We start from the raw sequence: 22509 nt of genomic DNA on the forward strand, positions 1-22509 counted from the left end.
TCAATCCTCCGCGTGAATCTGGTAGCCACGGGTCGTTCCCGGACGTAGGAAATGATCGTTGCGTTCTCGCCAGGACACCAGGCCAGGGTCCTCGGAGCCGTCCACGAGGGCCCCCGTCGTGGCGTAGGTCCCCGAGCCGTGGGCGTTGATCGGGCTGCGCGGGCCACCGCGGGTTCCCTCGGTATCGGAGAGCTCCCGTCGGACGGTCGTCCAGCTCGGCCGGTCCGGGTTGTCGGCCCCGTCGAGCATCGGGACGGGATCCTGGCTGTGCTCCAGCGACAGGACCGAGACGTCCTCAGGGAGGTCGATGTGGGCAATCGGGGAGCCGGCCGTGACGACACTCTCGATCGAGAAGCGGTCGCGCACGGCGGGGTCCGCGGCGAGGGCGGCTGCGGTGATCCCGCCTTGGCTGTGTCCGCTCAACATCACCGCGTCGTGGGGGCCGATGCCGGCTCGCTCCATGGCGGCCAGCACCTGCTGCTCCATCACGGTGCGCTGCTGCATCGCCATCAGCTCGACGTTGGTGGTCAGGTCGACCGGATGAGCACCGCGGTGCGGTGACCATGACTGCGTGCCGGGGATCTGGACGATATAGGCCGGCGGCGCGCCGTCCAGTGCGATCACCTGCACCTGCCCCGGGGACGTCGCGAGCGCCCGCTGCTCTTCGAGCAACGCCTCGAGACCACCGGTGCTCAAGTCGAGGGGTGTCGCGGGACCGGCCGGCTCCACCGTGAAGTCGCCGACGTCCTCGAGATACCCCAGGCGGTTCGCGATCGCGAGCAGACCGGAGACAGCAGCGGCGTAATCCCCCGTCGGCCAGTTTCCGTCGGAGGCGGCAAAGAGCAAGGGCGCGCCGACGGGTCCGAGGAGACCCGACAGGCTGAATCCCACGCCCTGGACCAGGCCTGGTGCCATGCGGCTCAGCGCGTCGAGCATCCACGGGTTGTCGTACAGGGTCTCCTGGAGGTCGTCGAGGTCGCGCGGGAACCCCATCGCATCGAAGAGCGGCCTGAAGCGGGGATCGTTCGACAACCCCCAGACCGCCAACCCTCCCACGGCGACCGGCACGATCCCGAGGCCCGCGGACCAGCCGGCCCCGTCCCAGAAGGCGTCCTCGAGTCCGGCGAGCAGCGCGTCCTTGGCCTGGAGCGTCTCCACACTGAACCGCAGATGCCGCGCGAGCACCTCCATCTCGATGCCGAGAGCCAACGGCCCGGAACGTCCGAGAGTGAGGGCACCGAGCGAGGCGTGAATCCTCGCAACCTCCGCAGGACACAGAACGGCTGCCTGCGCGAGCTCGGGATCGGTCGCCGCGGCCGCCACCAGCACACCCGCGGAGCGGAATCCGTCTGCTGTCTCGTCGAGGACGCCGGCATAGCGGATCATGTCCTCGTAGGCGGCGGTCAGGCCGCCCGCGCCGCCGCTGATCTGAAGGTCGTCGCTCATCGCCCGCCTCCCTCCTGGCGCGCGGTGGTCGCGCGGTCGAAGGCCAGCGCCGTGCGCTCGACGAGGACCGCGAGCAGCTCGCGGCGGCTGTGTAAGGCATGGATGAGGTGGGTGGAGGTGACGGACAACCCCACCCAGCCGTAACCGCAGCCCAGCCATCGCAACAGATCCCGGGGATGGTCGAGCGAGGCGATCTGCACGGTGACCGAGGCATCGAGGCCCTCGGCCAGATTCACGAGGACGTCCGGCGGCTCGGACCATCCGCACTGCCGGGCGATGAGGTCGAGCACCGCGTCGTCCTGCTTCGCGACGGCCGCGGCCCAACTGAGCGCGCTGTCGTGGGGGAGCGACCAGGGCCCAGCGTCCGCACACGTCATCGTCGGCGTCAGGGGCGGTACGAGCCGAGACAGCTCCTCCACCAGCTGGCTCGCCCGAGCCACCGACAGTTCCACTCCCGGGACCAGCGCCGCAGGTGCGTTCGGATCCTCCGACGCGGCGACCACCCGGGTCACCGCGACGAGGCTCTCGGTGTCGCTCGCGAGGGAACCGTGCAGGCCTCGTCCCTGCGAACTGGTCGAGACCGTGACCGTGACGGGCGCGGAAGTACACGTCCGCCCCGCCGCGGCGACGGTCGCCTCGTCCAGAGGCCGGTCGGATGGTTCGGTCAACGGCGCGAGCGCGCCGAGCGCGGTCGGATCGAGTCGCGCCGCCCGAACGACGGCCGCCCAGTCGTCCTCGGCCAGGCGAACCCGGGCCGCGTTGCCGCTGATCGCGAGTGCGGTGGAGTTCATCCCAGCCCGATCGTCCTGAGCCCGCGGCGCGCCGCATCCTCGAGGGCTTCCGCCCCGTCTCCGATGGTGTCGAGCGCTTCCCTCGCCAAACCCTCGGCGGTGTCGACGAGGTCGGTGACGCCGTCGGCGATCCACTGCTGCGCGTCCTCCACGGATCTGCCAGCGGTCTCGAGCGCCACCAGGAGTGCCGATTGCCGCTGCTGGAGCGTCTCGGCGAGCCGATCGATCTCGCGAGCCACGTCGTGGATGGCGGCGCTGATCTCGGTCCCCTCGAGCTGGCGCGTGCGGAGTTCCTCACGGAAGGCGGTGGCGGCGACACCGGCCCACTCGACGTGTCGGGCGGACGCGGCACGGTCGGTGTCGTCCGCCAACCCCTCCGCCACGCGTCGCACGGAGGCCGCGAGGCGTCGCAGGTCCTCCGGATCGCCCCCGATCATCATGCGGCCACTCTAAAGCGGATCGCTCGCTCCGTCGATCACAGAGCCTGGACGTCACGCAACCGTCATCGAACGCCCCTAGGCTCGAGTCATGACGTCCAGTGAGTTCGACGCCATCGCCCGCTCGATCGACGACACGATCCGCCATGACGTGCGCCGCGTCGTCGACCTCCTCGGCGAGACGCTGCGCCGGCTCGAGGGGGACGACCTCTTCGAACGGGTCGAGCGCGTCCGGGCGCATGCCAAACGCATCGAGGAGAGCGACGATCCAGCTGAGCGGGAGGCATCGTCCGATGCCATCCGCGCGCTGCTGCGCGATGTGCCGTCGGAGACGGTCGGCAAGCTCGTGCGCGCCTTCAGCGTCTACTTCAGCCTCGCCAACGCAGCCGAACAGGTCGCGCGCGTGCGCGGGCTGGAGCACCGCCCCGAGGACGAGGGCTGGCTGGCGCGGGCCATCGCCGAGGTCGTCGCCGAGCAAGGTCGCGAGGGCCTCGCCGACGGCGTCCGGCGGCTGCACGCCCGGACGGTGTTCACCGCGCATCCCACCGAGGTCAGCCGCCGCACGGTCCTCACCAAGCTGCGCCGCATCGCGGACATCCTCGCCGATCCCTCGGAGCCTGGGAGCCGGAAGCGCCGGCGGCAGGACGCGGACCTCGCTCAGCTCGTCGACCTCATCTGGCAGACCGACGCCGTTCGGCGCACCCGGCCTACCCCGCTCGACGAGGCGCGGCACATGGTCTTCTACCTCCAGCAGATCCTGGACGAGGCCATGCCGGCGCTGGGGCGCGAGCTCACCGACATGCTCGCCGAGCACGGAGTGGAGCTGCCCCCGACGAGCCGGCCGTTCAGCTTCGGTTCCTGGATCGGCGGCGATCGCGACGGCAATCCCAACGTCACGCCCGAGGTCACCCGCGAGGTGTTGATGCTCCACAACCGGGTCGCCACCCGCATCGTGACCGACCGGCTCGACGTTCTGATCCGCGAGCTGTCGCCGTCGTCGGAGCTGGTCGGAGTGAGCCAGAAGCTGACCGACTCGCTCAGCGTCGACCTTGCGAACCTCCCCGACCTCGACCCGCGGCTACTCACCGTCAACGCCGCCGAGCCGTACCGGCTCAAGCTCGCCTGCATGCGCCTCAAGGTGCACAACACCGAAGCCCGGATCGCTCACGCCCAACCGCACCGCACAGGGTGGGACTACGCGGATCGTGACGAGCTGCTGGCCGACCTCGCGATCGTCGACCGCTCGTTGCGCGAGAACGGCGGTTCCCGCATCGCCGACCGGCTGCTCGCCGACGCGATCCGCTCCATCGCGCTGGTCGGCCTCCACCTCGCCACGCTCGACGTCCGCGAGCACGCCGACGCGCACCACCACACGATCGGGCTCATGGTCGACCGGCTCGGAGAGCTGGACAGCGCCTATGAGGAACTCGATCGAACCGCGCGAGTCGCCGTGCTCTCGCGCGAGCTGCGGTCGCGCCGCCCGCTCAGCCCGGTCCCGCCCGCGCTCGACGAGTGGGGCGCGCGCACGTACGGCGTGTTCGGCGCGATACGCGAACTGAAAGAGACCTACGGCGAGGACGTCGTCGAGAGCTACATCGTGTCGATGGCGCGAGGCGCCGACGACCTGTTGGCTCCGGTCGTGCTCGCGCGGCAGGCCGGGCTCGTCGATCTCGTCGGGGGACCGGGGGTCGAGCCGCTCGCCCGGCTGGACTTCGTGCCGCTACTGGAGACCGTGGACGAGATCCGTCGCGCCGGCGAGGTGCTCGACGACCTGCTGTCCGATGAGCCGTATCGCGAGGTCGTGCGACTGCGGGGAGATGTTCAGGAGGTCATGCTCGGGTACTCCGACTCCAACAAGGAAGGCGGCATCACCACCTCGCAGTGGGAGCTGCACCGGGCGCAGCGCAGCCTGCGCGACGTCGCCGCGAAGCACGGCGTGCGGCTCCGACTCTTCCACGGGCGCGGTGGCACGGTGGGGCGCGGCGGCGGACCGACCTACGACGCGATCCTCGCCCAGCCGTACGGCGTGCTCACCGGCGACATCAAGTTCACGGAGCAGGGCGAGGTCATCAGCGACAAGTACGCGCTCCCGCAACTGGGTCACGAGAACCTGGAGTTGTCGCTCGCGGCGGTGCTGGAGGCGTCGACGCTGCACCTGCAGACGCGGCACCGCGGTGGGCAACTGACTGCGTGGGACGACACCATGACCCTGGTGAGCGACGCGGCCTACCGGTCCTATCGGGGCCTCGTCGAAGACCCGGGCCTCTTCGACTACTTTCTGGCCGCGACCCCGGTGGACCAGCTCGGTGAGCTCAACATCGGCTCACGGCCTGCGCGACGGCCCGACTCCGGCGGCGACATCTCGGGCCTGCGGGCCATCCCCTGGGTGTTCGGCTGGACGCAGACCCGGCAGATCGTGCCCGGGTGGTACGGCGTCGGCAGCGGCCTTCGCGCCGCACGCGAGGCGGGTCATGAGGACGTGCTGCGCGAGATGCTGGCCGAGTGGCAGTTCTTCCGCACGTTCGTGTCCAACGTCGAGATGACACTGGCCAAGACGGATCTGCGGGTCGCGGAGCGGTACGTCGAGGCGCTCGTCCCCGAGCACCTGCGGCACGTTTTCGGCCTCGTCCGCGCGGAGTACGAGGTCACGGTGCAGGAGGTGCTGCGGCTGACCGGCGAGTCCGAGCTGCTGGACCATCAGCCCGGGCTCAAACGCACCCTCGACGTCCGCGACGCCTACCTGCAGCCGATCTCGTTCGCGCAGGTCGACCTGCTGGCCCGGGTGCGCCAGGAGCCCGAGTCGGTCGATGACGCGATGCGTCTCGCGCTGCTGCAGACCATCAACGGCATCGCCAACGGCCTGCGCAACACGGGGTGAGTCGCGCTCAGCCGTGCGTGATCGTGGTCTGCTGGTACAGCGTCAAGCGGACCTGGTCGTCGAGCACGCGGTAGTGGCTCGACATGAGGGCGACGAACGGCTCGTCCTGCCCGTCGCGGCGGGCCGTCGCGGTGTAGATGAGCGCAGCCGAAGCCTCGCCGGTCGACACCACGCGAGCGCCGTCGAGCGAGAAGGACGACCACGGCGGCGAGTCGTTCAGCGTCTGGGCGATCGTCGGTCGGTCCAGCACCATCCCGTTGACGAGGATCATCACCGCGTCCGGCGTCATCAGGTCGCCGTAGAAGGTCCCCCCTTGCGATGAGCTGAGGGCGTCCCAGCCGCGGTGTTCGAGGTCGAGGAGTCGGTCGATCGAGAGCTGGGTCATGAAGCGATGGTAACGAGGCCCGAAGGGGCCCGCGCCCGCAATTCGCGAGACCGGAACTGGACGCCACGCTCAAACTCGGCTTTCATTATCAGCGAACGGCCGCCGGGGTCCGATCGCTCGCCGGCTGAACCATGAAGCGAGGAGAACTGCGTGAGATTTCGATGGCGACGTGCGCCGAAGCGGACCACCAAGGAAGTCCCCATGAAGGACCCGCGGCGTCGTGGGGTGGCCTTGGCCGGCGTGCTCTCGGTGCTCGCCGGCGTCCTGGCGGCAACACCGATGCTGACCGCGTCGCCGGCTCACGCCGCGCCCGGAGACCCGTTCGACCCGGCCGATCCCTACGTCTTCGTCGCGCAGAATCAGCCCACCCAGCTGTTCAAGGCGCTGACCGATGCCTCGGGCAACACGTCGTTCGAACCGGAGGGCGGGCCGTCCGACCTCTCGTACAACGCCATCGGCTACAACCCCGCGGACCACTATCTGTACGGCATCGTCAACGTTGCGAGCGCCTCGATTCCGCTGAACTCGTTGGTTCGCATCGGACAAGGCGGCGTGGTGACTCGGGTCGGGACGCAGACCTTCACGCCGAGCGTCATCGGTACGTTCGGGCCGGCGGACGGGCACCTGTACACGGTCGGCTATGTCGACGGAGTGCAGAGCCTGGAAGTGATCGACGTGTCCAACGGCACCCTGGTGCGTCACATTCCGCTCGTCGGCGGCAACACGACTGGATATGACATCGCATACAAGGATGGCTTCTTCTGGTCGTTGGGCGGCGGCCTCATCGCCCGCATCGATCCGGCGAGCGGGGCGACGACGCAGTTCGCCGCTCCGTTCCCCACCGACACGAACGATCAAGCCGGTGCGGCCTGGACCTACGGCAACGACAACCTCGGGTTCTCCTTCAACAATTCCGGCACCGTCTACCAGGTCGCGGTGACCAACCCCGCGGCCCCCGCCCCCACGTTCACGCTCGTCTCGACGAATCCCGGTCCGTCGAGCGCCGCGAACGACGGCGCGGCCTCGCCGGGTCAGCCCACGGACTTGGCCATCGTCAAGGAGGGCCCCGAGGCCGTCATCCCCGGCGGCACCGTGACCTACACGTTGACGGTCACCAACAACGGACCCGGAAACTCGAGCGGCTTCGTGGTCGACGACGTGGTTCCTGCCCCGTTGACGAACGTCGCGACCGTCGACGCGGGGTGCACGGTCACCGGTAACGCCGTGCAATGCGTGGGCGGCCGGCTCGTCGCCGGAGACTCGGTGAGCTACACGATCACCGCGTCGGTACCCGACGACGTCGACGGCACGGTGGAGAACACGGCAACCGTGACCGCGAACGAGGAAGATCCGACCCCGGACAACAACACGTCGACCAACTCCAGCGACCCGGCTGGACTGTCGGTGCTGAAGGAGGCCGGCACGCCGACCGATGTCAACGCCAACGGCATCACGGACGCCGGCGACACGATCCAGTACACGTTCGAGGTCACGAACACCGGCGACGTCGTGATGACCGATCTGACCGTCAACGATCCGCTCGTCGGCGCGGTCACGTGCCCGCAAGCGTCCCTCGCGCCGGGCGCTTCGCAGACCTGCGCGGCGGACGCCGTCTACACGATCACCGCCCAGGACGTCGCGAACGGCTCGGTCGACAACACTGCGACGGTGACCGGGACGACCCCGGACGGAGATCAGCTCACCTCCGCGCCGTCGACCACGACGACGCCGACCGAAGCACCCGCAGCGGGTATCACCGTGGTGAAGTCCGCCGACCTGGACGCCGGCTACCAGCCCGGCCAGGAGGTGACCTACCGCTTCGTGGTCACGAACACCGGCAACGTGCCGCTGGCGGATGTCGCCGTCAACGAGGTCGCGTTCTCGGGCACGGGCGACCTCTCGGCGATCACCTGCCCCACGACGACGCTCGCGGCAGGCGCTCAGGTGGTGTGCGAAGCGACATACACCCTCACCACGGACGACGTCGACGCCGGCGAGGTGACCAACACGGCCACCGCGACGGGCACTCCCGGTGACGGCACGCCGGTCACCTCGGCGCCGTCGGAGTACACGATCCCGCTGCCCGCGGACCCGGGCATCTCGGTGGTGAAGTCGGCCGACCCGGGCACGATCGCTGCCGCCGGTCAGACCGTGACGTACTCGTTCCTCGTCACCAACACCGGCAACGTGACGATGACTGACGTCGCGGTGAATGAGACCGACTTCTCCGGCAGCGGCGAGTTGTCGGCGGTCGACTGCCCGACGGCGACCTTGTACGCCGGTCAAGTGGTGACCTGCACCGCCACCTACACCGTGACGCAGGCCGACGTCGACGCCGGCGGCTCGTTGACCAACACTGCGACGGTCACCGGAACGCCTCCGGATGGCACGCCGCTCACGTCGACGCCCTCGACATCGACCGTGGAGGTCACCCAGTCGCCGGCACTGTCGGTGCTCAAGACCGCGGACGTCGATGCCGGCGAGGTGGGTCAGACGATCACCTACTCGTTCCTCGTGACCAACACCGGCAACGTCACGATCAGCGATCCCACGGTCAACGACACGGAGTTCTCCGGTACCGGTGACCTCTCGGCGATCAGCTGCCCGGACGAGGACACCCTGGCGCCGGGCGAGGAGATCACCTGCACGGCGACGTACACGCTGACGCAGGCCGACATCGACTCCGGCGAGGTGACGAACACCGCCACCGTCAGCGGCACGTCGCCGACGGGCGATCCGGTGACGTCGACGCCGTCGACGGAGACGGTGACGACCGACCCGATGCCGGCACTGTCGGTCGTGAAGACCGCGGACGTCGAGGAGATCACGAAGGTCGGCCAGGTCGTCACCTACGCGTTCGAGGTCCGCAACATCGGCAATGTGACGATCACGGATGCGACGGTGAACGAGGTCGAGTTCTCCGGAGCAGGCGACCTCTCGGCGGTGACGTGCCCGGACGACGCGGAAGCGCTGGCACCCGGTGACTCCGTGACCTGCAGCGCGACCTACACGGTGGTGGCCGCCGACCTCGCCAGCGGCGAGCTCAGCAACACCGCTACCGCGACCGGCGGGCTGCCGGGTGGTGGGACGCTGACCTCCGAGCCCTCGACGGTCTCGGTCGACAGCAACCCGCCGGCGGCGACACCCGGCGAGGACCAGGAGAAGGGCGGCTGGTTGCCCTCCACCGGTGCCGAGCTCACCGGAACCGCGGTGGGCCTGGGGCTCGTGCTGATGGCGCTCGGCGGTGCTGCGCTCACCCTGCGCGGTCGTCGACGCGAAGGCGACGACGTCCTCTCCTGAGTGAGCGATCGATGATCGATCGGTGGGGCCGGTTCCTTCGGGGCCGGCCCCACCGGCGTTCATGCTCCGGTACGCCACCAGCCGATCGTGCGGTCGACGCCGCTCGACAGTGCGGTGGGCTCGAGGCCGAGAACCGCCTCGGAGTGCGTGGAGTCCATCACGAAGGGGCGCTCCCACTGGTGCAGCATCTCGGCGAGTTCACGCGTGTCGCGATGGACGCGGCCGAGCGCACGCAACGCACCGCCGGGAACCGGCCGGATCTTCGGCACCGGCACTCCTGCCGCAGCGGCATAGCGCGTGATCAGCTCTCGCTGCGTCACGGGCGGACCGGTCGGCGCGAACATCAAGCCACGGCAGCGATCGTCCTCAGCCGCGCGGATCATCGCCTCGGCGAGGTCGGGCAGATAGGTGAACGAGTGCGGTTGGTCGGCGGACCCGAGCGGCCGCACGGTGCGTCCCCGCAGGATCGGGACGATCATCCGTTCTCCCGCGTGCGCGTTGGCGCGAGCCCACGGCCCGAAGTAGTCCGAGGCGGCCATGCTCACGGTGCGCACGGGCGCGGACTCGCGCGCCGCGAGCAGATCCACCCGCACGGCGCCTTTGGCCGAACCGGGCGTCCGCGCTGACGTTTCGGTGAACGGCTGCGGTGCCGCGTCCATGCCGTAGAGGCTCTCGGGGAACGTCACGACAACCCCTTCTCGTTCGGCAGCGCGGAGCACGACGCGTTCGGCCGCAGGCAACTCACGCCGCCACACGTCCGCCCGGTACGCGGTGGCATGGATGCAGTGGTGGATCGTCTCGGCGCCACGAGCTGCACGTTCGACCGCCTCGCTGTCGGTCGCGTCGCCGACGACACGTTCGATCGCGGGATGCTCGGGGCCACTGCCGCTGCGGGTCATGAGGCGAACGTGGTCGCCGCGCTCGGCGAGCCGCAGGGCGAGGGTGGTGCCGATCGGTCCGGCGCCGAGGACGAGATGGGTCATCGCTTTCTCCTTGTGTGAGCAGTGCTCTCTGTTTTCAGGATGAGCGATCGGAACATGAAAAGCAAGAGCAGTGCTCGCTTTAGTTTCTCGTGCTCCGGTATGCTGCTGTCATGTCCACCCCGCGCGAACGTGCACGCGAGCAGACGATGCGCGACATCCTCCGCCTCGGCCGTGAGCACCTCGCGGCCGTCGGTCCCGCCCAGCTGTCATTGCGCGCCATCGCCCGCGACCTGGGCATCGTGTCGTCAGCCATCTACCGGTACGTGGCCAGCCGCGACGAGTTGCTGACGCTGCTCATCGTCGACGCGTACGACGAGCTGGGCGACGCCGTCGACGAAGCGATCGCCCGGGCCGGGGCGGAGCCGCGTGAGCAGTTCTTCGCGGCGGGGAGAGCGGTGCGCCGTTGGGCGCTGACCGAACCGGCGCGATACGCCCTCGTCTTCGGTACGCCGGTGCCGGGCTATGAGGCGCCGGGGGAGCGCACGACCGAGCCCGGCACGCGGGTGATCGTCGCGCTGCTCGCGATCCTCGAGCGCGCGGCGCGGGCGGGTGTTCTCGAGCCGCGTCCCTACGAGGTCGACGGCGCACTGGCTCCTGATCTGGCCGTCATTCGTGAGGAGTACGCGCTCGACCTGTCCGACGCTGCGCTGGTCGCGGCCACCGTCGTCTGGACCGGTCTCTTCGGCGCCGTGAGCTTCGAGGTGTTCGGGCAGTACGGGGACGGCACGATCCGCGCGGCCGAGGCGCTCTTCGACGCCCAGCTCGACGTCCTGGCGCAGGCCGCGGGGCTGCCGCGTCGTTAGTTGACCGTGCGGTCGCGGCCTTCCCAGAACTCCTGGCGGAGCTTGAACTTCTGCAGCTTCCCGGTGGCGGTACGAGCGAGCTCCTCGCGAAAGAGCACCCGCTTGGGCACCTTGTAGCCGGCCAGCCGTTCGCGCGCGTGCGTCTTGAGCTCGTCCTCGGTGACGTCGCCATCTGCGACGACCAGCGCCGTGACGAGTTCACCCCAGCGATCGTCAGGGATGCCGATCACCGCGACCTCGCGGACCGCGTCGTGGGAGGCCAGAGCGTCCTCCACCTCGATGGATGACACGTTCTCCCCGCCCGAGACGATGACGTCCTTCTTTCGGTCCGAGATCGCCACGTAGCCCTCCTCGTACGTGCCGCCGTCGCCGGTGTGGAACCAGCCGCCGGCGAGCGCCTCGTCCGTAGCCTCCGGGTTCTCCCAGTACCCCTCGAACACCGTGTTGCTGCGGACCAGGATCTCCCCGGAGTCGTCCACCATCACCGAGGTCGACAGGGCGGGCGCCCCCGCGCGGCCGAGGTGGCGGGCCTGCTCGCCCGGGTCGAGGTCCTCCCACTCCGCGCGCATCCGGCTCATCGTCAGCAGCGGAGCGGTCTCGGTCAGTCCGTAGATCTGGATGAACTCCCAGCCGAGCTCCTCCCGCACCCGCTCGATCGTGCGGGTCGGCGGCGGCGCCCCGGCCACGACGCACCGGACCCGGTCCCGGCCCGTCGGCCCGTCCCACTCCTTGAGGGCGTCGAGAACGATCGAGAGAACCGCCGGGGCGCAGCACAGGTACGTCACCTGGTGCTCCTCGATGCGCCGGAGGATCTCAGCGCCGTCGATCTGCCGCAGGACGATGTGTTGGGCGCCCATGCCGGTCACGCCGTACACCTGGCCCCAGCCGTTGCAGTGGAACATCGGGAGAGTGTGCAGGTAGACGTCCCGGTCGCTCACGGACGCCTGCCAGCCGAAGACCGTCGCGTTGACCCACAGGGCGCGGTGCGACTGTTGCACGCCCTTGGGGCGCGCCGTGGTCCCCGACGTGTAGTTGATGGTCGCCGTCGCGTCCTCGTCAGGCTCCCAGGGCTCCGGGTCGCCGGTGCTCGCCCAGATCCGCTCGTCGTCATCGCCGAGGACGAAGACATGCGGGGCGTCGACGACCTCGGCGAGGTGAGCGAGCTCGGGGTCCAGCAGCACCACCTCGGCGCCGCAGTGCTCGACGATGTACTCGACCTCGGCCGCGGCGAGGCGGAAGTTGATGGGGACGAACACCCGACCCCAGCCCGAGACGCCGAAGAAGGACACCAGCATGCGGGCGGCGTTGTGCGACACCATCGCGACCCGTGCGCCACGGCCGATCCCGAGATCGTCGAGCGTGGCTGCTTGCGATCGGGCCAGCCGCATGACGTCGCGATAGGTCAGTTCTCCCCAGGACGGGGCGGGCTGCCGTGGTTCGTCGACCACCGCGACGCGGTCGGGGTACACGGTATAGGCGCGGTCGAGGAAGTCGCGGACACTGAACGGAACCTTCATGGAGCGCTCCTCACGATGTGGTGCGGGTCACGCTCATCGTGCCGCACCCCGCCCCGCGCAGCCACTCACCTGCGGTGAACGGACACCTTCCAGCGGTGAACGTCACGCGCGAAGGCCAGCGTCCTTGCGTCATACGTTCTGAGGGGCCCAGCCCACAGAACGTATGACGCAAGGACGGCTACTGCCTCGGAACGTCAGTCGTAGGGGTAGAAGCCGTGGCCGGACTTCTTGCCGAGGAGCCCGGCGTCGACCATGCGGTCGAGCAGCGGCGGCGGGGAGTACAGGGGCTCCTTGAACTCCTCGTACATCGACTCACCGATCGCCTTGATGGTGTCCAGCCCGATGAGATCACTCAGCGCGAGCGGGCCCATCGGGTGCCCGCAGCCGAGCACCATGCCGCGGTCGATGTCCTCCGCGGACGCGTAGCCGGCCTCGTACATGCGGATCGCCGACAGCAGGTAGGGCACGAGCAGCGAATTGACGATGAAGCCCGCGCGGTCGGTCGCGTCGATGGGCTGCTTGTCCAGCTGGTCGCTGACATAACCCCGCATCGTCTCCAGCGTCTCCGGCGACGTGGTGAGCGAGGGGATGAGTTCGACGAGCTTCATCACCGGTGCGGGGTTGAAGAAGTGCACTCCCAGCACGCGCCCGGCCCGTCCGGAGACGGCACCGAGCTTGACGATGGGGATCGACGAGGTGTTGGAGGCGAGGATCGCGTCGTCGTCGGTGAGGATCGCGCCGAGCTTGGTGAAGAGGTCGAGCTTGATCTGCTCGTTCTCGCTGGCCGCCTCGACGACGAGTTGGCGGTCGGCCAGCACCCCGAGGTCGCTCACGGCGCGGATGCGCTCCATCGTCGCGGCAACGTCGGCTGCGCTGATCTTGCCGCGCTTCTCCGCTTTGTCCAGCGACGCCTGGATGCGCCCGCGGGCGGCGTGCGCGGCCTCCTCCGAGACCTCGACGAGCACGACGTCGAGGCCCGCCCGGGCGTTGACCTCGGCGATGCCCGATCCCATCAGGCCGCCGCCGATGACTCCCATGCGTTCGATCGTCATGCTTCTCGCTCCCAATGTGAGGTTCTTCTCATGTTTGCGCTTCGATCCTAGTCCTCGGAGTGCCGCCGCCGGGCGGCCGGTGCGAGGTGGTGGGATAGGACCATGCTCCGCCGTGCCTGGGTCACCGTCCTGATGGTCGCTGTGCTCGCCGCCTGCGGCGGGACCGGAACCGGCGAGGAGCCGGCGCCGTCGCCCGAGCCGGAACCGACTGACGTCACCCTGGGCGAGGGTGAGGCTGCGGCCGACGCGCTGGAGAGCTTCACGTGCCGCGCGGACGGCGAGGGCGTGTGGTCGGCCACCGGGGTTGTCAAGAACACGGCGCCGACGTCGGAGAGCTATCAGGTCGCCGTGCTCGTATCCGACACCGAGGCCGGCAACGCGAAGACCACCACCGTGGAGTCGATTCAGCCCGACGAGGCCTCCACGTTCGAGATCGCCGAACTACCCGTGACCGGCGAGGAGCCGACCTGCCGCGTCACCGTCGTGCGGCTCGCGCGCTGAACCTCGTTAACGTCATACGTCCTGAGGGCTGGAGCCCTCAGGACGTATGACGTCAGAGAAGTGCGGGTCAGGAACGTGCGATGCGCACCATCTCGTCGCGGGGGACGACCTTGACGCGCTCACGCTCGACCGAGTGAGCTTCGCCGAGTGCCTGCTCGTGGGCGTCGAGCTTCTCCCAGCCCTCCCACGTGGTGTACTCCAGGCCGCGCGAATCGAGGTAGCGGTCGAATGCCTCAGGCTCACCGTGCTCGGGAGCCGGCAGCGCATCGATGTCCTCGACCAGCATGCCGATGGTCTGAGCGGCGTCGGACTTGGTGTGACCGATCAGGCCGACCGGTCCGCGCTTGATCCAGCCGGTCACGTAGACGCCCTGCAGCGGCGATCCGTCGAGGTCGATGACATGGCCCCCGTCGTTGGGCACGACACCCGCGGCGGTGTCGAACGGCAGGCCCGGCAGCACGTCGGAGTAGTAGCCGATCGCACGGTAGACGGCTTGGACCGGCCAATCCTTGTACTCGCCCGTGCCCCGGACGTTGCCGGTGCCGTCGAGCTCGGTGATCTCGGTGCGCAGGCCCGCCACGCGGCCGTCCTCGCCGAGGATCTCGACGGGGTTCTGGCAGAAGTGGATGTGGATGCGGTGCGGGGCGCCGCTGGGCTCGGCCGCGAGATACTTGGTGAGCACGTCGACGACGAGCTTCTGGCTCTTGGCGGCCTTGAGCGCCTCCATCGAGCCCTCGTCGAACTCGAAGCCCTCGGGGTGGACGATGACGTCGATGTTGGGACTGTGGTTCAGCTCGCGCAGCTCCATCGGCGTGAACTTGACCTGCGCCGGACCGCGACGCGCGAACACGTGGACGTCGGTGGTGGCGTTCTTCTTGAGGCCCTCGTAGACGTTGTCCGGGATCTCGGTGACCAGCAGCTCGTCGGCGGTCTTGGCCAGGATGCGCGACACATCGAGCCCGACGTTGCCGACGCCGAGCACCGCGACCTCCTTGGCGTGCGGCTGGAACGGCCACTCGCGGTCGACGTCGGGATGACCGTCGTACCAGTACACGAAGTCGGCCGCGCCGTACGAGCCGTCGAGGTCGATGCCGGGGATGTCCAGTTCGCGGTCGCGGCGGGCACCGGTCGCGAAGACGATGGCGTCGTAGAACTGACGCAGGTCCTCCAGCTTGACGTCGTCGCCGAACGCGACGTTGCCGAAGAAACGGATGTCGGGGTTGCTCATGACCCGCTTGAGCGCCTTGATGATCTCCTTGATGCGCGGATGATCAGGCGCCACGCCGTAGCGGATGAGCCCGAACGGCGTGGGGTCGCGGTCGATGAGGTCGACGGTGGCGTCGAGCCCTTCGGTCTTCGTGAGGATGTCGGCGGCGTACACGCCGGCCGGCCCGGCGCCCACGACGGCCACCCGCAGCTTCCTGCTCATGTCACTCCTGCAATCACGACGAGATCGGCCAATTGGCCTTAGGCCAGCCTAACGGGGGAACCGAAGCGACCCCTAGTCGTCCGCGATGTGACATCGCCTGCGTCAGACGAGATCGTCGCGCCCTCGTTCCTGCCAGGCGACAGGGACGGCTTTCACGCGTTGTGCATGCGCCCGCGTGGTCACGAGCACGGCATCGTCCGTGACGGCGACGACCGCATCTTCGATTCCCACGACGCTCACCGCCTGCGACGTCTGGTTGGCGACGAAGCCGTCGGCGTCGACCCAGACCGCGTCGTCGCTGGCTGCCGTGTCGGCCAGCGCTGCGAAGTCGCCCAGGTCGGTCCAGGGGAAGCGACCGGGAACCACCGCGACGCCGCCGTCGAGCGACACGGGTTCGGCGATCGCGTGATCGATCGCGATGCGAGTGAGCCGCGGCCAGTGCTCGCGAAGCGCGGCATCGCGTCGCGGGGTGTTCCACGCGTCGGCAATCGCTCGCAGGCCGGTATGCAGCGGCGGGTGAAGCCGCTCGAGGTGGCCGAGCAGTACATCGGCGCGGGTGACGAACATGCCGGCGTTCCAGGAGAACGCGCCCGACGCCACGTAGGCGCCGGCCGTCGTCGCGTCCGGCTTCTCGACGAAACGGGACACTGCGCGAGCCGTGGGCATGCCCGGGAGCGGCTCGGCGGCCTCGATGTAGCCGAACGCCGTCGAGGCGAAGGTGGGCTGCAAGCCGATCGTCACGACTTTGCCCGTCGCTGCGACGTCGATGGCCTCTCGCACCGCAGCCTGGAACAGTTCGTCGTCGCCGATGACGTGGTCGGCGGCGAAGGACCCGACCACGGCGTCGGGCTCGTGCGCCGCGATGACGGCTGCGGCGAGCCCGATCGCCGGCATGGAGTCACGTGGTGACGGCTCCGCGAGCACGTCGGCGGCGGGGAGCTGATCAGCGACGGCGGTCGCGTGCGCTTGCCCGGTGACGACGTGGATGCCCTCGGCGCCGGCCAACGGGAGGAGGCGATCCCAGGTCTGCTGCAACAGCGTGCGACCACTGCCGGTGAGGTCGAGCAGGAACTTGGGGTGGCTGGCGCGCGAGAGCGGCCACAATCGCGTCCCGGCGCCCCCCGCGGGGACGATCGCGTGCAGTCGGCTCACGGGACTCCTTCAGCTCATCCGTGCCGCGAGACTACCCAACTCCCGCCCGCTGTGTTGGCGACGTGGTCTCGATACGGGCTCCGCAGAGCTCCGCCCTACTCGACCACCGACATGTTGGTGGTCGAGTAGCGACCGAGGAACGAGGGAGCGTATCGAGACCACGTTGCGTCACGTGGACGTTCCCTTAGTCGGTCACGTGCTCGGAGGTCGGCTTTGAGTGCGCCGTGGAGTTCTCGGCTGGTCAGAGACGGGTGGCAGGTAGAGATCGGTAGCAGGAACTTCGCTTGAAGCTCACCGAAACGCCACCGGTCTCGTTCACTACGGTGACGTCCGCTTCGATGTCGTACACCTCGCGAATCAGCGGCGGCGTGAGGACATCTCGGGGTTCCCCGGCGGCGATGACACGACCCCGTTTGAGTACGAGGATGCTGTCGCAGAACATCGCGGCGAGGTTCAAATCATGCAGGGCGATGATGCTTGTCACGTCGAGTGTGGAGATGAGGTGGAGAAGGTCAAGCTGATGTCGGATGTCAAGGTGGTTCGTGGGCTCGTCGAGCAAAAGTTCGCGTGGTTCCTGTGCGAGTGCGCGTGCGATATGCGCGCGTTGGCGTTCTCCGCCGGAGAGGGAACGCCAGAACCTCCCGGCCTGGTCGACGAGTCCTACGCGGTCGAGCGCCTCGTAGATGGCAGCGTCGTCGCGGGCGGATGCCCCTCCCCAAAGGCCGCGATGCGGGGTCCGACCGAGCCGAACGACATCGTGAACGGTGATGTCAGTGTCCGTCTCAGCCTGCTGTGTGACGGCCGCGATCCGCTGCGCCACGGCCCGGCGCGGCAGCGTGCTGATCGGTTCGCCGTCGAGGAGGATCGACCCGGCGTCAGGGCGTGACGCGGCCTGCATCAACCTCAAGAGCGACGACTTTCCGGATCCGTTCGGTCCGAGCAGGCCCACCGTTTCGCCCGGTCGGGGATGCAGTGTCACGTCGTTGACGACGAGAACCCCGCCACGCCGCCACGAGACGCTATCGATACGCAGCGTCATGCTCGCGTCCTCTTTCGCACGAGGAGGACGACGAATACGGGCACTCCGACCAGTGCGGTCCCGACGCCGACCGGCAGGGGGGTCGGCGCGAACGCGACGCGGGACACAGCGTCTACCCACACCATCAAGATCGCCCCCATCGTCGCCGTCATAGGGATGACTCGCGCGTGCCGTTGTCCGACCAAGAGGCGTGCAGCGTGGGGCAACACGAGGCCGACGAACCCGATCGCGCCGGCGACGCTCACGAGCGTCGCCGTGACCAGTGCGGTCACCACCAGCAGGACGATCCGAGTGCGACTGACGTGAATGCCGAGGGATGCGGCGACGTCATCACCGAAAGCGAAGGCGTCCAAGGAACGCGTCTGAGCCAGCGCGGCAACCGTGCCTGCCAGCGCAATAGTTCCCGTCAGCGCCACGTCATTCCACCGCATTCCTTCCAACGACCCCAGCAACCAGAACATGACCCCTCTCGCCTCGTCCGAATCCACGAAACCGAACGTCACGAGCGACGTCAGCGCGGTGAACAGCTGGGTACTGGCAACTCCCGCCAGCACGATGCTGCCCGTGCCGGCGTTGGCATAACGAGCAAGCAGCAGCACGAGCATGAACGAAAGTACGGCTCCGATGAACGCGCCTCCGGACAGTCCGACGACACTGCCGCCGAGCCCGAGCACACCGATCAGCACTGCGCCTGTCGACGCTCCAGAGGAGATGCCGAGGACGAACGGGTCAGCCAGAGGATTGCGCAGCAGTGACTGCAACATGGCACCGCACAAGCCGAGTCCGGCCCCGCACGCAGCCGCGACGAGAGCACGAGGCAGCCGTTCCTGCCACACGATCGCGTCCTCCGAGACCCGCACCGGAATGTCGGTCAAGCCCAAGTGGTTCGACACGATGTCGCGCACATTGACTAGTGACACGTCTGCTGGCCCGAGCGTCACGGCCACCCCGACAGAGAGGACGAACAACGCAATGCCTGTCGTGACGAGGACTACGATCGGGCCGACGCGGGGGTGCGCGCCTCGCCTCGATTCGGCAGTGGTCTGCGATGGGATCGCGAGAGGCCGCTCAGTCGTCTCAGCGGGCACCGGCGCCGCACCTCTTCGAGTCGGGACTGGACGCCCACGCTCGGATCTTCTCGAGCCCGTCGACGTACCGGATGGACGGGTTCATCTCCGCGCCATGGAGCGAGATGAAGCACTCGTTCCGGACCGCACGCAGCGTGCTGGTGAGAGGGTCGGTCTGCAGGAAGCGGATCTTGTCGTCGAGTCGGTCGCCGGGGAAGCGGTCGCGATGCAGGTCCCCGAGCACGATGATCTGCGGCTCCTTCCCCACGAACGCCTCCCACCCCGACGCCTGCCAGTCGTCGGGCACGTCGCTGTAGACGTTGTCCATCTCGGTCAATGCAGCCAGCAGCGAGGCCGACCCGAGCGCACCGGCGACGTAGGGGGTTCGGGTGTCGGCGAACCAGAACGCGACAGACGCACCCCTCAGGTCGACGTCCTGGAGAGCCGCCTCGGTGCGTTTCTCCAGCGCGGCGATGAGCTGCTCGCCACGCGCTGGTACGTCGAAAATTGTCGCCAGCTCGCGAATCTCCTGGTACAGCACATCGAGCGTCAACGGCTGCGTGCGTGTTACGCCGCCGTTCACGCTTTTCCCGTCCTCGCAGTCCGTGGGTGACAGATAAGACCCGATGCCGCTCTCCGCAAGCCTGTCCCGTGAAACGACGCCACCCTGTTCGTTGAAGTGACGCCCGAACGACGCCGTGACGAAGTCGGGCTCGCTGTCCAGCAGGACCTCGTAGGTCGGTGCGTCGTTCGCGAGCCGGGGGACCTCTTTGTTGGCCGCAGCAAGCGAATCGAGCACAGGATCGGTCCACGAAGCGGTGCCCACCATGCGGTCCTCGAGTCCGAGTGAGAGCAGGATCTCCGTCGAATTCTGGTCAAGCGAGACCACACGCTGGGGTGGCGCCTCGATCATGATCTCGCGCCCGCAGTTCTCCAACGTCAACGGATATTCAGTTTTGCCCTCGCCCTGTTCGACAGCATGCGTAGCGGCGACGGGTTCGGAAGCCCCGCACCCTGCCACGGCCAGCGACAGGACCAGGGCAGCCAGGGGGCCAATCCGGCGCTTGATGGACATCTCGCCTCGTTTCACCTTCCAGCGTCGTTATTAGGTGAGGCTAAGCTACTCCCCCGGGAAAGCGGCGAGCACCCGCCCCTCACGAGACCAGTCGACGGGTCGTGGTCTCGATGCGTCGGTCGCTGAGCGACCTCCTACTCGATACCTACGCAGGCTGTACGTGGTCGCGTATCGACACCAGCCGGTGCGACGCGATCTCGATGCGACCTCCGCAGAGCTCCGCCCTACTCGACCACCTATGCCTGGGGGATCGGCGACCTGAGCTGGGAGGGCTCGCGCGCGGCTGTGCTGCGTGGGGGTGGATCGCTCGTAGGCTGTCGGGCGTGGATGTCATCGCCGAAGTGGAACGTTCCGGTCTCGTCGAAAGCCGCCACCGCGGAGTTGCGGTGCGGGTCGACGCCGAGGGCGCGGTGATCTGGGCGATCGGTGAACCCGACACGGTGATCTACCCGCGCTCCACCAACAAGCCGTTCCAGGCGCTCGCGATGCTGCGCGCCGGCCTGCCGCTGACCGACGAGCACCTCGCGCTCGCCGCGGCGAGCCACTCCGCCGAGCCCTTTCATCTCGCAGCGGTGCGCGAGGTGCTGGGGCGAGCGGGCCTGACGGAGGAAGCGCTGCAGACTCCGCCCTCGTATCCGGCCGATCCGCACGAGCACGCCAACGTGCTGCGGGCCGGTGGTGGCCGTCTGCGGATTCGGCACGACTGCTCGGGCAAGCACGCCGCGATGCTGCTCACGTGCGTCGAGAACGGGTGGTCGACGCACGACTACCTCGACTCCGAGCATCCGCTGCAGCAGGCGATCACCGAGGTGTTCTCGGAGTTGACCGAGGGTCGTCCGCCGGTGATCGGGATCGACGGGTGCGGCGCGCCGCAGCACGCGACGAGCGTCCGGCATCTCGCTACCGGCATCGCCCGCATCGCTCAGGCTCCGGACGGCACCCACGAGGCCCGCTTGCGCGACGCCATGATGACGCACCCCACGTACGTCAGCGGGACGCGGCGCGGGGAGGCACGGTTCATGACCGAAATGCCCGGGGTGCTCGCCAAATCCGGTGCTGAGGCCGTCTTCGTCGTGGGACTTCCCGACGGCACCGCGATCGTCGTGAAGGTCGAGGACGGTGGCGAACGAGCCCTGCTCGCCGTCGCCGGCCGTGCGGTCGAGCTCGCCGGGTGGTCCGCCCCGGTCCTCACCGAGCGGCCTGCGGTCCTCGGGGGCGGCGAGCCGGTCGGCGAGATCCGCGTCGCGTTCTAGTGTGAGCCAGCGCACTTAGCTGGGAGCTTGCAACTGCTAACTTTTGTTAGCACCATGGAGACATGGCCAAGTTGAGCATGCACGGCGCCGTGGGCAACCTCGGCGAGTACGTGCGGACGCAGCGCCAGCAGGCGCAGCTCTCCTTGCGTCAGCTCGCCGAACTCGCTGACGTCTCCAATCCGTACCTGAGCCAGATCGAGCGCGGGTTGCGGCGCCCCTCCGCCGAGGTGCTGCAGCAGATCGCCAAGGCGTTGCGGATCTCGGCGGAGTCGCTCTACGTCCGGGCCGGGATCCTCGACAGCGAGGACATCGGCCCCCGCATGGTCGAGGATGCCATCGCCCTCGATCCCCGTCTCACCGCGCGCCAGAAGTCCGCGCTCGTGGACATCTACCGATCGTTCGTCGGCATGAACGACGCCTCGAGCGACGAATTGACCGAGAAGCTCACCCATGCCAAGGAGGACTCATGAGCTTTGCCGACACCGTGAACGCCCAACTCATGTCGCTGATCGCCGACATCAAAGCCCTGCCCGCGACCGTCAAGGGCATCGACGTCGCCGAACTGCAGAAGAAGGCCGAGGGTCTCGCGCAGGTGGCCGTCGAATCCGCGACCGCCGCGTACACCGACCTGTCCACCCGTAGTGACGATCTCGTGGCCAAGGCCAAGAACATGACGCTCACCGACCTGCGGGTGGCGGTGGACGATCTCGCTCAGCGAGCCGACGACCTCGTCGCCGCCGTGCGCGGACGGGTCGACGACGCCAAGGTCGATGACCTGAAGAAGGCCGTCGAGGACTTCTCCGAGCGCGCCGACGGCCTCGTCGACGAGCTCAAGGACCGGGTCGAGGACCTCGTCGAGGAGCTTCAGGAGCGCGCCGCCTTCCTCACCGGCAAGGCCGCCGAGGTCGTCGACGACGCGGCCGCGCAGGCCCCCGACGCCGAGGATCCGGCTCGCGGCACCGAGCCCGGCACGACGCCGCCGAATGCCGAGGCGACCGCCGCCGCGGCAGCGCAGCAGGCCACCGCCTCTGCGGCGCAATCGGCGGTGACGAACGCTCCTGCCGAGAACTCCCCGGCGAAGAAGGCTCCGGCGAAGAAGTCGACGTCGACGCCGGCCAAGAAGGCGCCGGCCAAGAAGGCTGCCTCGACGGCCACGAAGACTCCGGCGAAGAAGTCGGGCGCCGCGGCGAAGAAGACCAGCACGTCCAAGAAGACGCCCGCCAAGAAGACGAGCAGCAGCAATGCGGCGACGCAGACGCCGAAGCCGACCAAGTCGTCGACTCCCGCCAAGAAGTCGACGCCGAAGAAGACGTCCGGCACCGGTACCGACGCCTCGGCCGGCACCACGTCGTCCTCGAACGACTGACTCCTCGGGTCCGCCGAGCGGTGCCGATGCGTTGC

19 protein-coding genes and 1 pseudogene are annotated in these 22509 nt (G+C 68.6%); 7 read left to right on the top strand and 13 right to left on the bottom strand.

Annotated elements, in window-relative coordinates; genetic code table 11:
• The 3 genes from D9V41_RS06975 to D9V41_RS06985 are packed head-to-tail and all read right to left on the bottom strand — an operon-like array spanning position 1 to position 2677.
• Positions 1 to 1446 (bottom strand): alpha/beta hydrolase family protein, encoded by a 1446-nt coding sequence (locus D9V41_RS06975; RefSeq protein WP_121793835.1) that lies wholly within the window; start codon positions 1444 to 1446, stop codon positions 1 to 3.
• Positions 1443 to 2237 carry a hypothetical protein gene (locus D9V41_RS06980; protein ID WP_121793836.1) on the bottom strand — a complete coding sequence of 265 codons (795 nt, stop codon included), beginning with the start codon at positions 2235 to 2237 and terminating at the stop codon, positions 1443 to 1445. The genes D9V41_RS06975 and D9V41_RS06980 overlap by 4 nt, the downstream gene beginning before the upstream one ends.
• Positions 2234 to 2677, bottom strand: a complete 444-nt coding sequence (locus tag D9V41_RS06985; RefSeq protein WP_121793837.1) for a hypothetical protein — start codon at positions 2675 to 2677, stop codon at positions 2234 to 2236. The genes D9V41_RS06980 and D9V41_RS06985 overlap by 4 nt, the downstream gene beginning before the upstream one ends.
• Before the next feature lie 88 nt (positions 2678 to 2765).
• On the opposite strand from D9V41_RS06985, the gene ppc reads away from it, so the two are divergent.
• On the top strand, positions 2766 to 5552 hold the full coding sequence (gene ppc, locus D9V41_RS06990) for a phosphoenolpyruvate carboxylase (RefSeq protein ID WP_121793838.1): 2787 nt from the start codon (positions 2766 to 2768) through the stop codon (positions 5550 to 5552).
• A gap of 7 nt (positions 5553 to 5559) precedes the next feature.
• On the opposite strand, the gene D9V41_RS06995 is transcribed toward ppc, so the two are convergent.
• Positions 5560 to 5937: a nuclear transport factor 2 family protein gene (locus tag D9V41_RS06995; RefSeq protein WP_121793839.1), complete on the bottom strand. Its 378-nt coding sequence runs from the start codon at positions 5935 to 5937 to the stop codon at positions 5560 to 5562.
• 201 nt (positions 5938 to 6138) lie between these two features.
• On the opposite strand from D9V41_RS06995, the gene D9V41_RS07000 reads away from it, so the two are divergent.
• Positions 6139 to 9237, top strand: coding sequence for a DUF11 domain-containing protein (locus tag D9V41_RS07000; RefSeq protein WP_121793840.1), 3099 nt, complete (start codon positions 6139 to 6141; stop codon positions 9235 to 9237).
• 59 nt (positions 9238 to 9296) lie between these two features.
• Here the strand turns inward: D9V41_RS07000 and D9V41_RS07005 are convergent, their stop codons facing one another.
• On the bottom strand, positions 9297 to 10220 hold the full coding sequence (locus D9V41_RS07005; protein ID WP_121793841.1) for an NAD-dependent epimerase/dehydratase family protein: 924 nt from the start codon (positions 10218 to 10220) through the stop codon (positions 9297 to 9299).
• Between the two features lie 110 nt (positions 10221 to 10330).
• Between D9V41_RS07005 and D9V41_RS07010 the strand changes: the two genes are divergently transcribed.
• Positions 10331 to 11023, top strand: a complete 693-nt coding sequence (locus D9V41_RS07010; protein WP_121793842.1) for a TetR/AcrR family transcriptional regulator — start codon at positions 10331 to 10333, stop codon at positions 11021 to 11023.
• Here the strand turns inward: D9V41_RS07010 and D9V41_RS07015 are convergent.
• Together D9V41_RS07015 and D9V41_RS07020 are read right to left on the bottom strand one after the other, a co-directional pair.
• Positions 11020 to 12540 (bottom strand): AMP-binding protein, encoded by a 1521-nt coding sequence (locus tag D9V41_RS07015; RefSeq protein WP_121793843.1) that lies wholly within the window; start codon positions 12538 to 12540, stop codon positions 11020 to 11022. The genes D9V41_RS07010 and D9V41_RS07015 overlap by 4 nt on opposite strands.
• Before the next feature lie 194 nt (positions 12541 to 12734).
• On the bottom strand, positions 12735 to 13592 hold the full coding sequence (locus D9V41_RS07020) for a 3-hydroxybutyryl-CoA dehydrogenase (protein WP_121793844.1): 858 nt from the start codon (positions 13590 to 13592) through the stop codon (positions 12735 to 12737).
• 102 nt (positions 13593 to 13694) lie between these two features.
• Between D9V41_RS07020 and D9V41_RS07025 the strand changes: the two genes are divergently transcribed.
• Complete coding sequence (locus D9V41_RS07025; protein WP_121793845.1) at positions 13695 to 14093, top strand: hypothetical protein; 399 nt, start codon at positions 13695 to 13697, stop codon at positions 14091 to 14093.
• Positions 14094 to 14160: 67 nt separating this feature from the next.
• Here the strand turns inward: D9V41_RS07025 and D9V41_RS07030 are convergent, their stop codons facing one another.
• The 6 genes and pseudogenes from D9V41_RS07030 to D9V41_RS07050 all read right to left on the bottom strand — a co-directional run bounded on the left by D9V41_RS07030 (position 14161) and on the right by D9V41_RS07050 (position 19855).
• Positions 14161 to 15522 carry an FAD-dependent oxidoreductase gene (locus D9V41_RS07030; RefSeq protein WP_121793846.1) on the bottom strand — a complete coding sequence of 454 codons (1362 nt, stop codon included), beginning with the start codon at positions 15520 to 15522 and terminating at the stop codon, positions 14161 to 14163.
• A gap of 102 nt (positions 15523 to 15624) precedes the next feature.
• Positions 15625 to 16674 (bottom strand): mannose-1-phosphate guanylyltransferase, encoded by a 1050-nt coding sequence (locus D9V41_RS07035; protein ID WP_208006775.1) that lies wholly within the window; start codon positions 16672 to 16674, stop codon positions 15625 to 15627.
• A gap of 241 nt (positions 16675 to 16915) precedes the next feature.
• On the bottom strand, positions 16916 to 17158 hold the full coding sequence (locus D9V41_RS18460) for an ATP-binding cassette domain-containing protein (RefSeq protein WP_243697198.1): 243 nt from the start codon (positions 17156 to 17158) through the stop codon (positions 16916 to 16918).
• A 114-nt stretch (positions 17159 to 17272) separates the two neighbouring features.
• A pseudogene (locus D9V41_RS18465) lies at positions 17273 to 17713 on the bottom strand (ABC transporter ATP-binding protein); the annotation flags it as partial.
• A complete protein-coding gene (locus tag D9V41_RS07045) occupies positions 17710 to 18681 on the bottom strand; it encodes a FecCD family ABC transporter permease (protein WP_121793848.1) in 972 nt (323 codons plus the stop codon). The pseudogene D9V41_RS18465 and the gene D9V41_RS07045, both read right to left, overlap by 4 nt.
• Before the next feature lie 109 nt (positions 18682 to 18790).
• The gene (locus D9V41_RS07050; RefSeq protein WP_121793849.1) at positions 18791 to 19855 is read right to left on the bottom strand and encodes an ABC transporter substrate-binding protein; all 1065 of its coding nucleotides are present in this window, start codon (positions 19853 to 19855) and stop codon (positions 18791 to 18793) included.
• 323 nt (positions 19856 to 20178) lie between these two features.
• Here D9V41_RS07050 and D9V41_RS07055 point away from each other — a divergent pair, with 323 nt between their 5' ends.
• The 3 genes from D9V41_RS07055 to D9V41_RS17745 all read left to right on the top strand — a co-directional run bounded on the left by D9V41_RS07055 (position 20179) and on the right by D9V41_RS17745 (position 22474).
• Complete coding sequence (locus tag D9V41_RS07055) at positions 20179 to 21108, top strand: asparaginase (protein ID WP_243697183.1); 930 nt, start codon at positions 20179 to 20181, stop codon at positions 21106 to 21108.
• Positions 21109 to 21170: 62 nt separating this feature from the next.
• Positions 21171 to 21578, top strand: coding sequence for a helix-turn-helix domain-containing protein (locus tag D9V41_RS07060; protein ID WP_121793850.1), 408 nt, complete (start codon positions 21171 to 21173; stop codon positions 21576 to 21578).
• Entirely contained in the window at positions 21575 to 22474 is a 900-nt protein-coding gene (locus D9V41_RS17745) for a hypothetical protein (RefSeq protein WP_166375943.1), read from the top strand. Before D9V41_RS07060 ends, D9V41_RS17745 begins: the two co-directional genes overlap by 4 nt.
• Positions 22475 to 22509: the final 35 nt, after the last annotated feature.

The organism is Aeromicrobium phragmitis, assembly GCF_003674095.1.
Classification (GTDB): Bacteria; Actinomycetota; Actinomycetes; order Propionibacteriales; family Nocardioidaceae; genus Aeromicrobium; species Aeromicrobium phragmitis.

Coding starts and splice junctions, on each gene's coding strand:
- D9V41_RS07050 (WP_121793849.1), bottom strand. CDS start 19,855: ATGTCCATCAAGCGCCGGATTGGCCCCCTGGCTGCCCTGGTCCTGTCG.
- D9V41_RS07030 (WP_121793846.1), bottom strand. CDS start 15,522: ATGAGCAGGAAGCTGCGGGTGGCCGTCGTGGGCGCCGGGCCGGCCGGC.
- D9V41_RS07015 (WP_121793843.1), bottom strand. CDS start 12,540: ATGAAGGTTCCGTTCAGTGTCCGCGACTTCCTCGACCGCGCCTATACC.
- D9V41_RS07060 (WP_121793850.1), top strand. CDS start 21,171: ATGGCCAAGTTGAGCATGCACGGCGCCGTGGGCAACCTCGGCGAGTAC.
- D9V41_RS17745 (WP_166375943.1), top strand. CDS start 21,575: ATGAGCTTTGCCGACACCGTGAACGCCCAACTCATGTCGCTGATCGCC.
- D9V41_RS07020 (WP_121793844.1), bottom strand. CDS start 13,592: ATGACGATCGAACGCATGGGAGTCATCGGCGGCGGCCTGATGGGATCG.
- D9V41_RS06980 (WP_121793836.1), bottom strand. CDS start 2,237: ATGAACTCCACCGCACTCGCGATCAGCGGCAACGCGGCCCGGGTTCGC.
- D9V41_RS07025 (WP_121793845.1), top strand. CDS start 13,695: ATGCTCCGCCGTGCCTGGGTCACCGTCCTGATGGTCGCTGTGCTCGCC.
- D9V41_RS06975 (WP_121793835.1), bottom strand. CDS start 1,446: ATGAGCGACGACCTTCAGATCAGCGGCGGCGCGGGCGGCCTGACCGCC.
- D9V41_RS07005 (WP_121793841.1), bottom strand. CDS start 10,220: ATGACCCATCTCGTCCTCGGCGCCGGACCGATCGGCACCACCCTCGCC.
- D9V41_RS07010 (WP_121793842.1), top strand. CDS start 10,331: ATGTCCACCCCGCGCGAACGTGCACGCGAGCAGACGATGCGCGACATC.
- D9V41_RS07000 (WP_121793840.1), top strand. CDS start 6,139: ATGAAGGACCCGCGGCGTCGTGGGGTGGCCTTGGCCGGCGTGCTCTCG.
- D9V41_RS06985 (WP_121793837.1), bottom strand. CDS start 2,677: ATGATGATCGGGGGCGATCCGGAGGACCTGCGACGCCTCGCGGCCTCC.
- D9V41_RS06995 (WP_121793839.1), bottom strand. CDS start 5,937: ATGACCCAGCTCTCGATCGACCGACTCCTCGACCTCGAACACCGCGGC.
- ppc (WP_121793838.1), top strand. CDS start 2,766: ATGACGTCCAGTGAGTTCGACGCCATCGCCCGCTCGATCGACGACACG.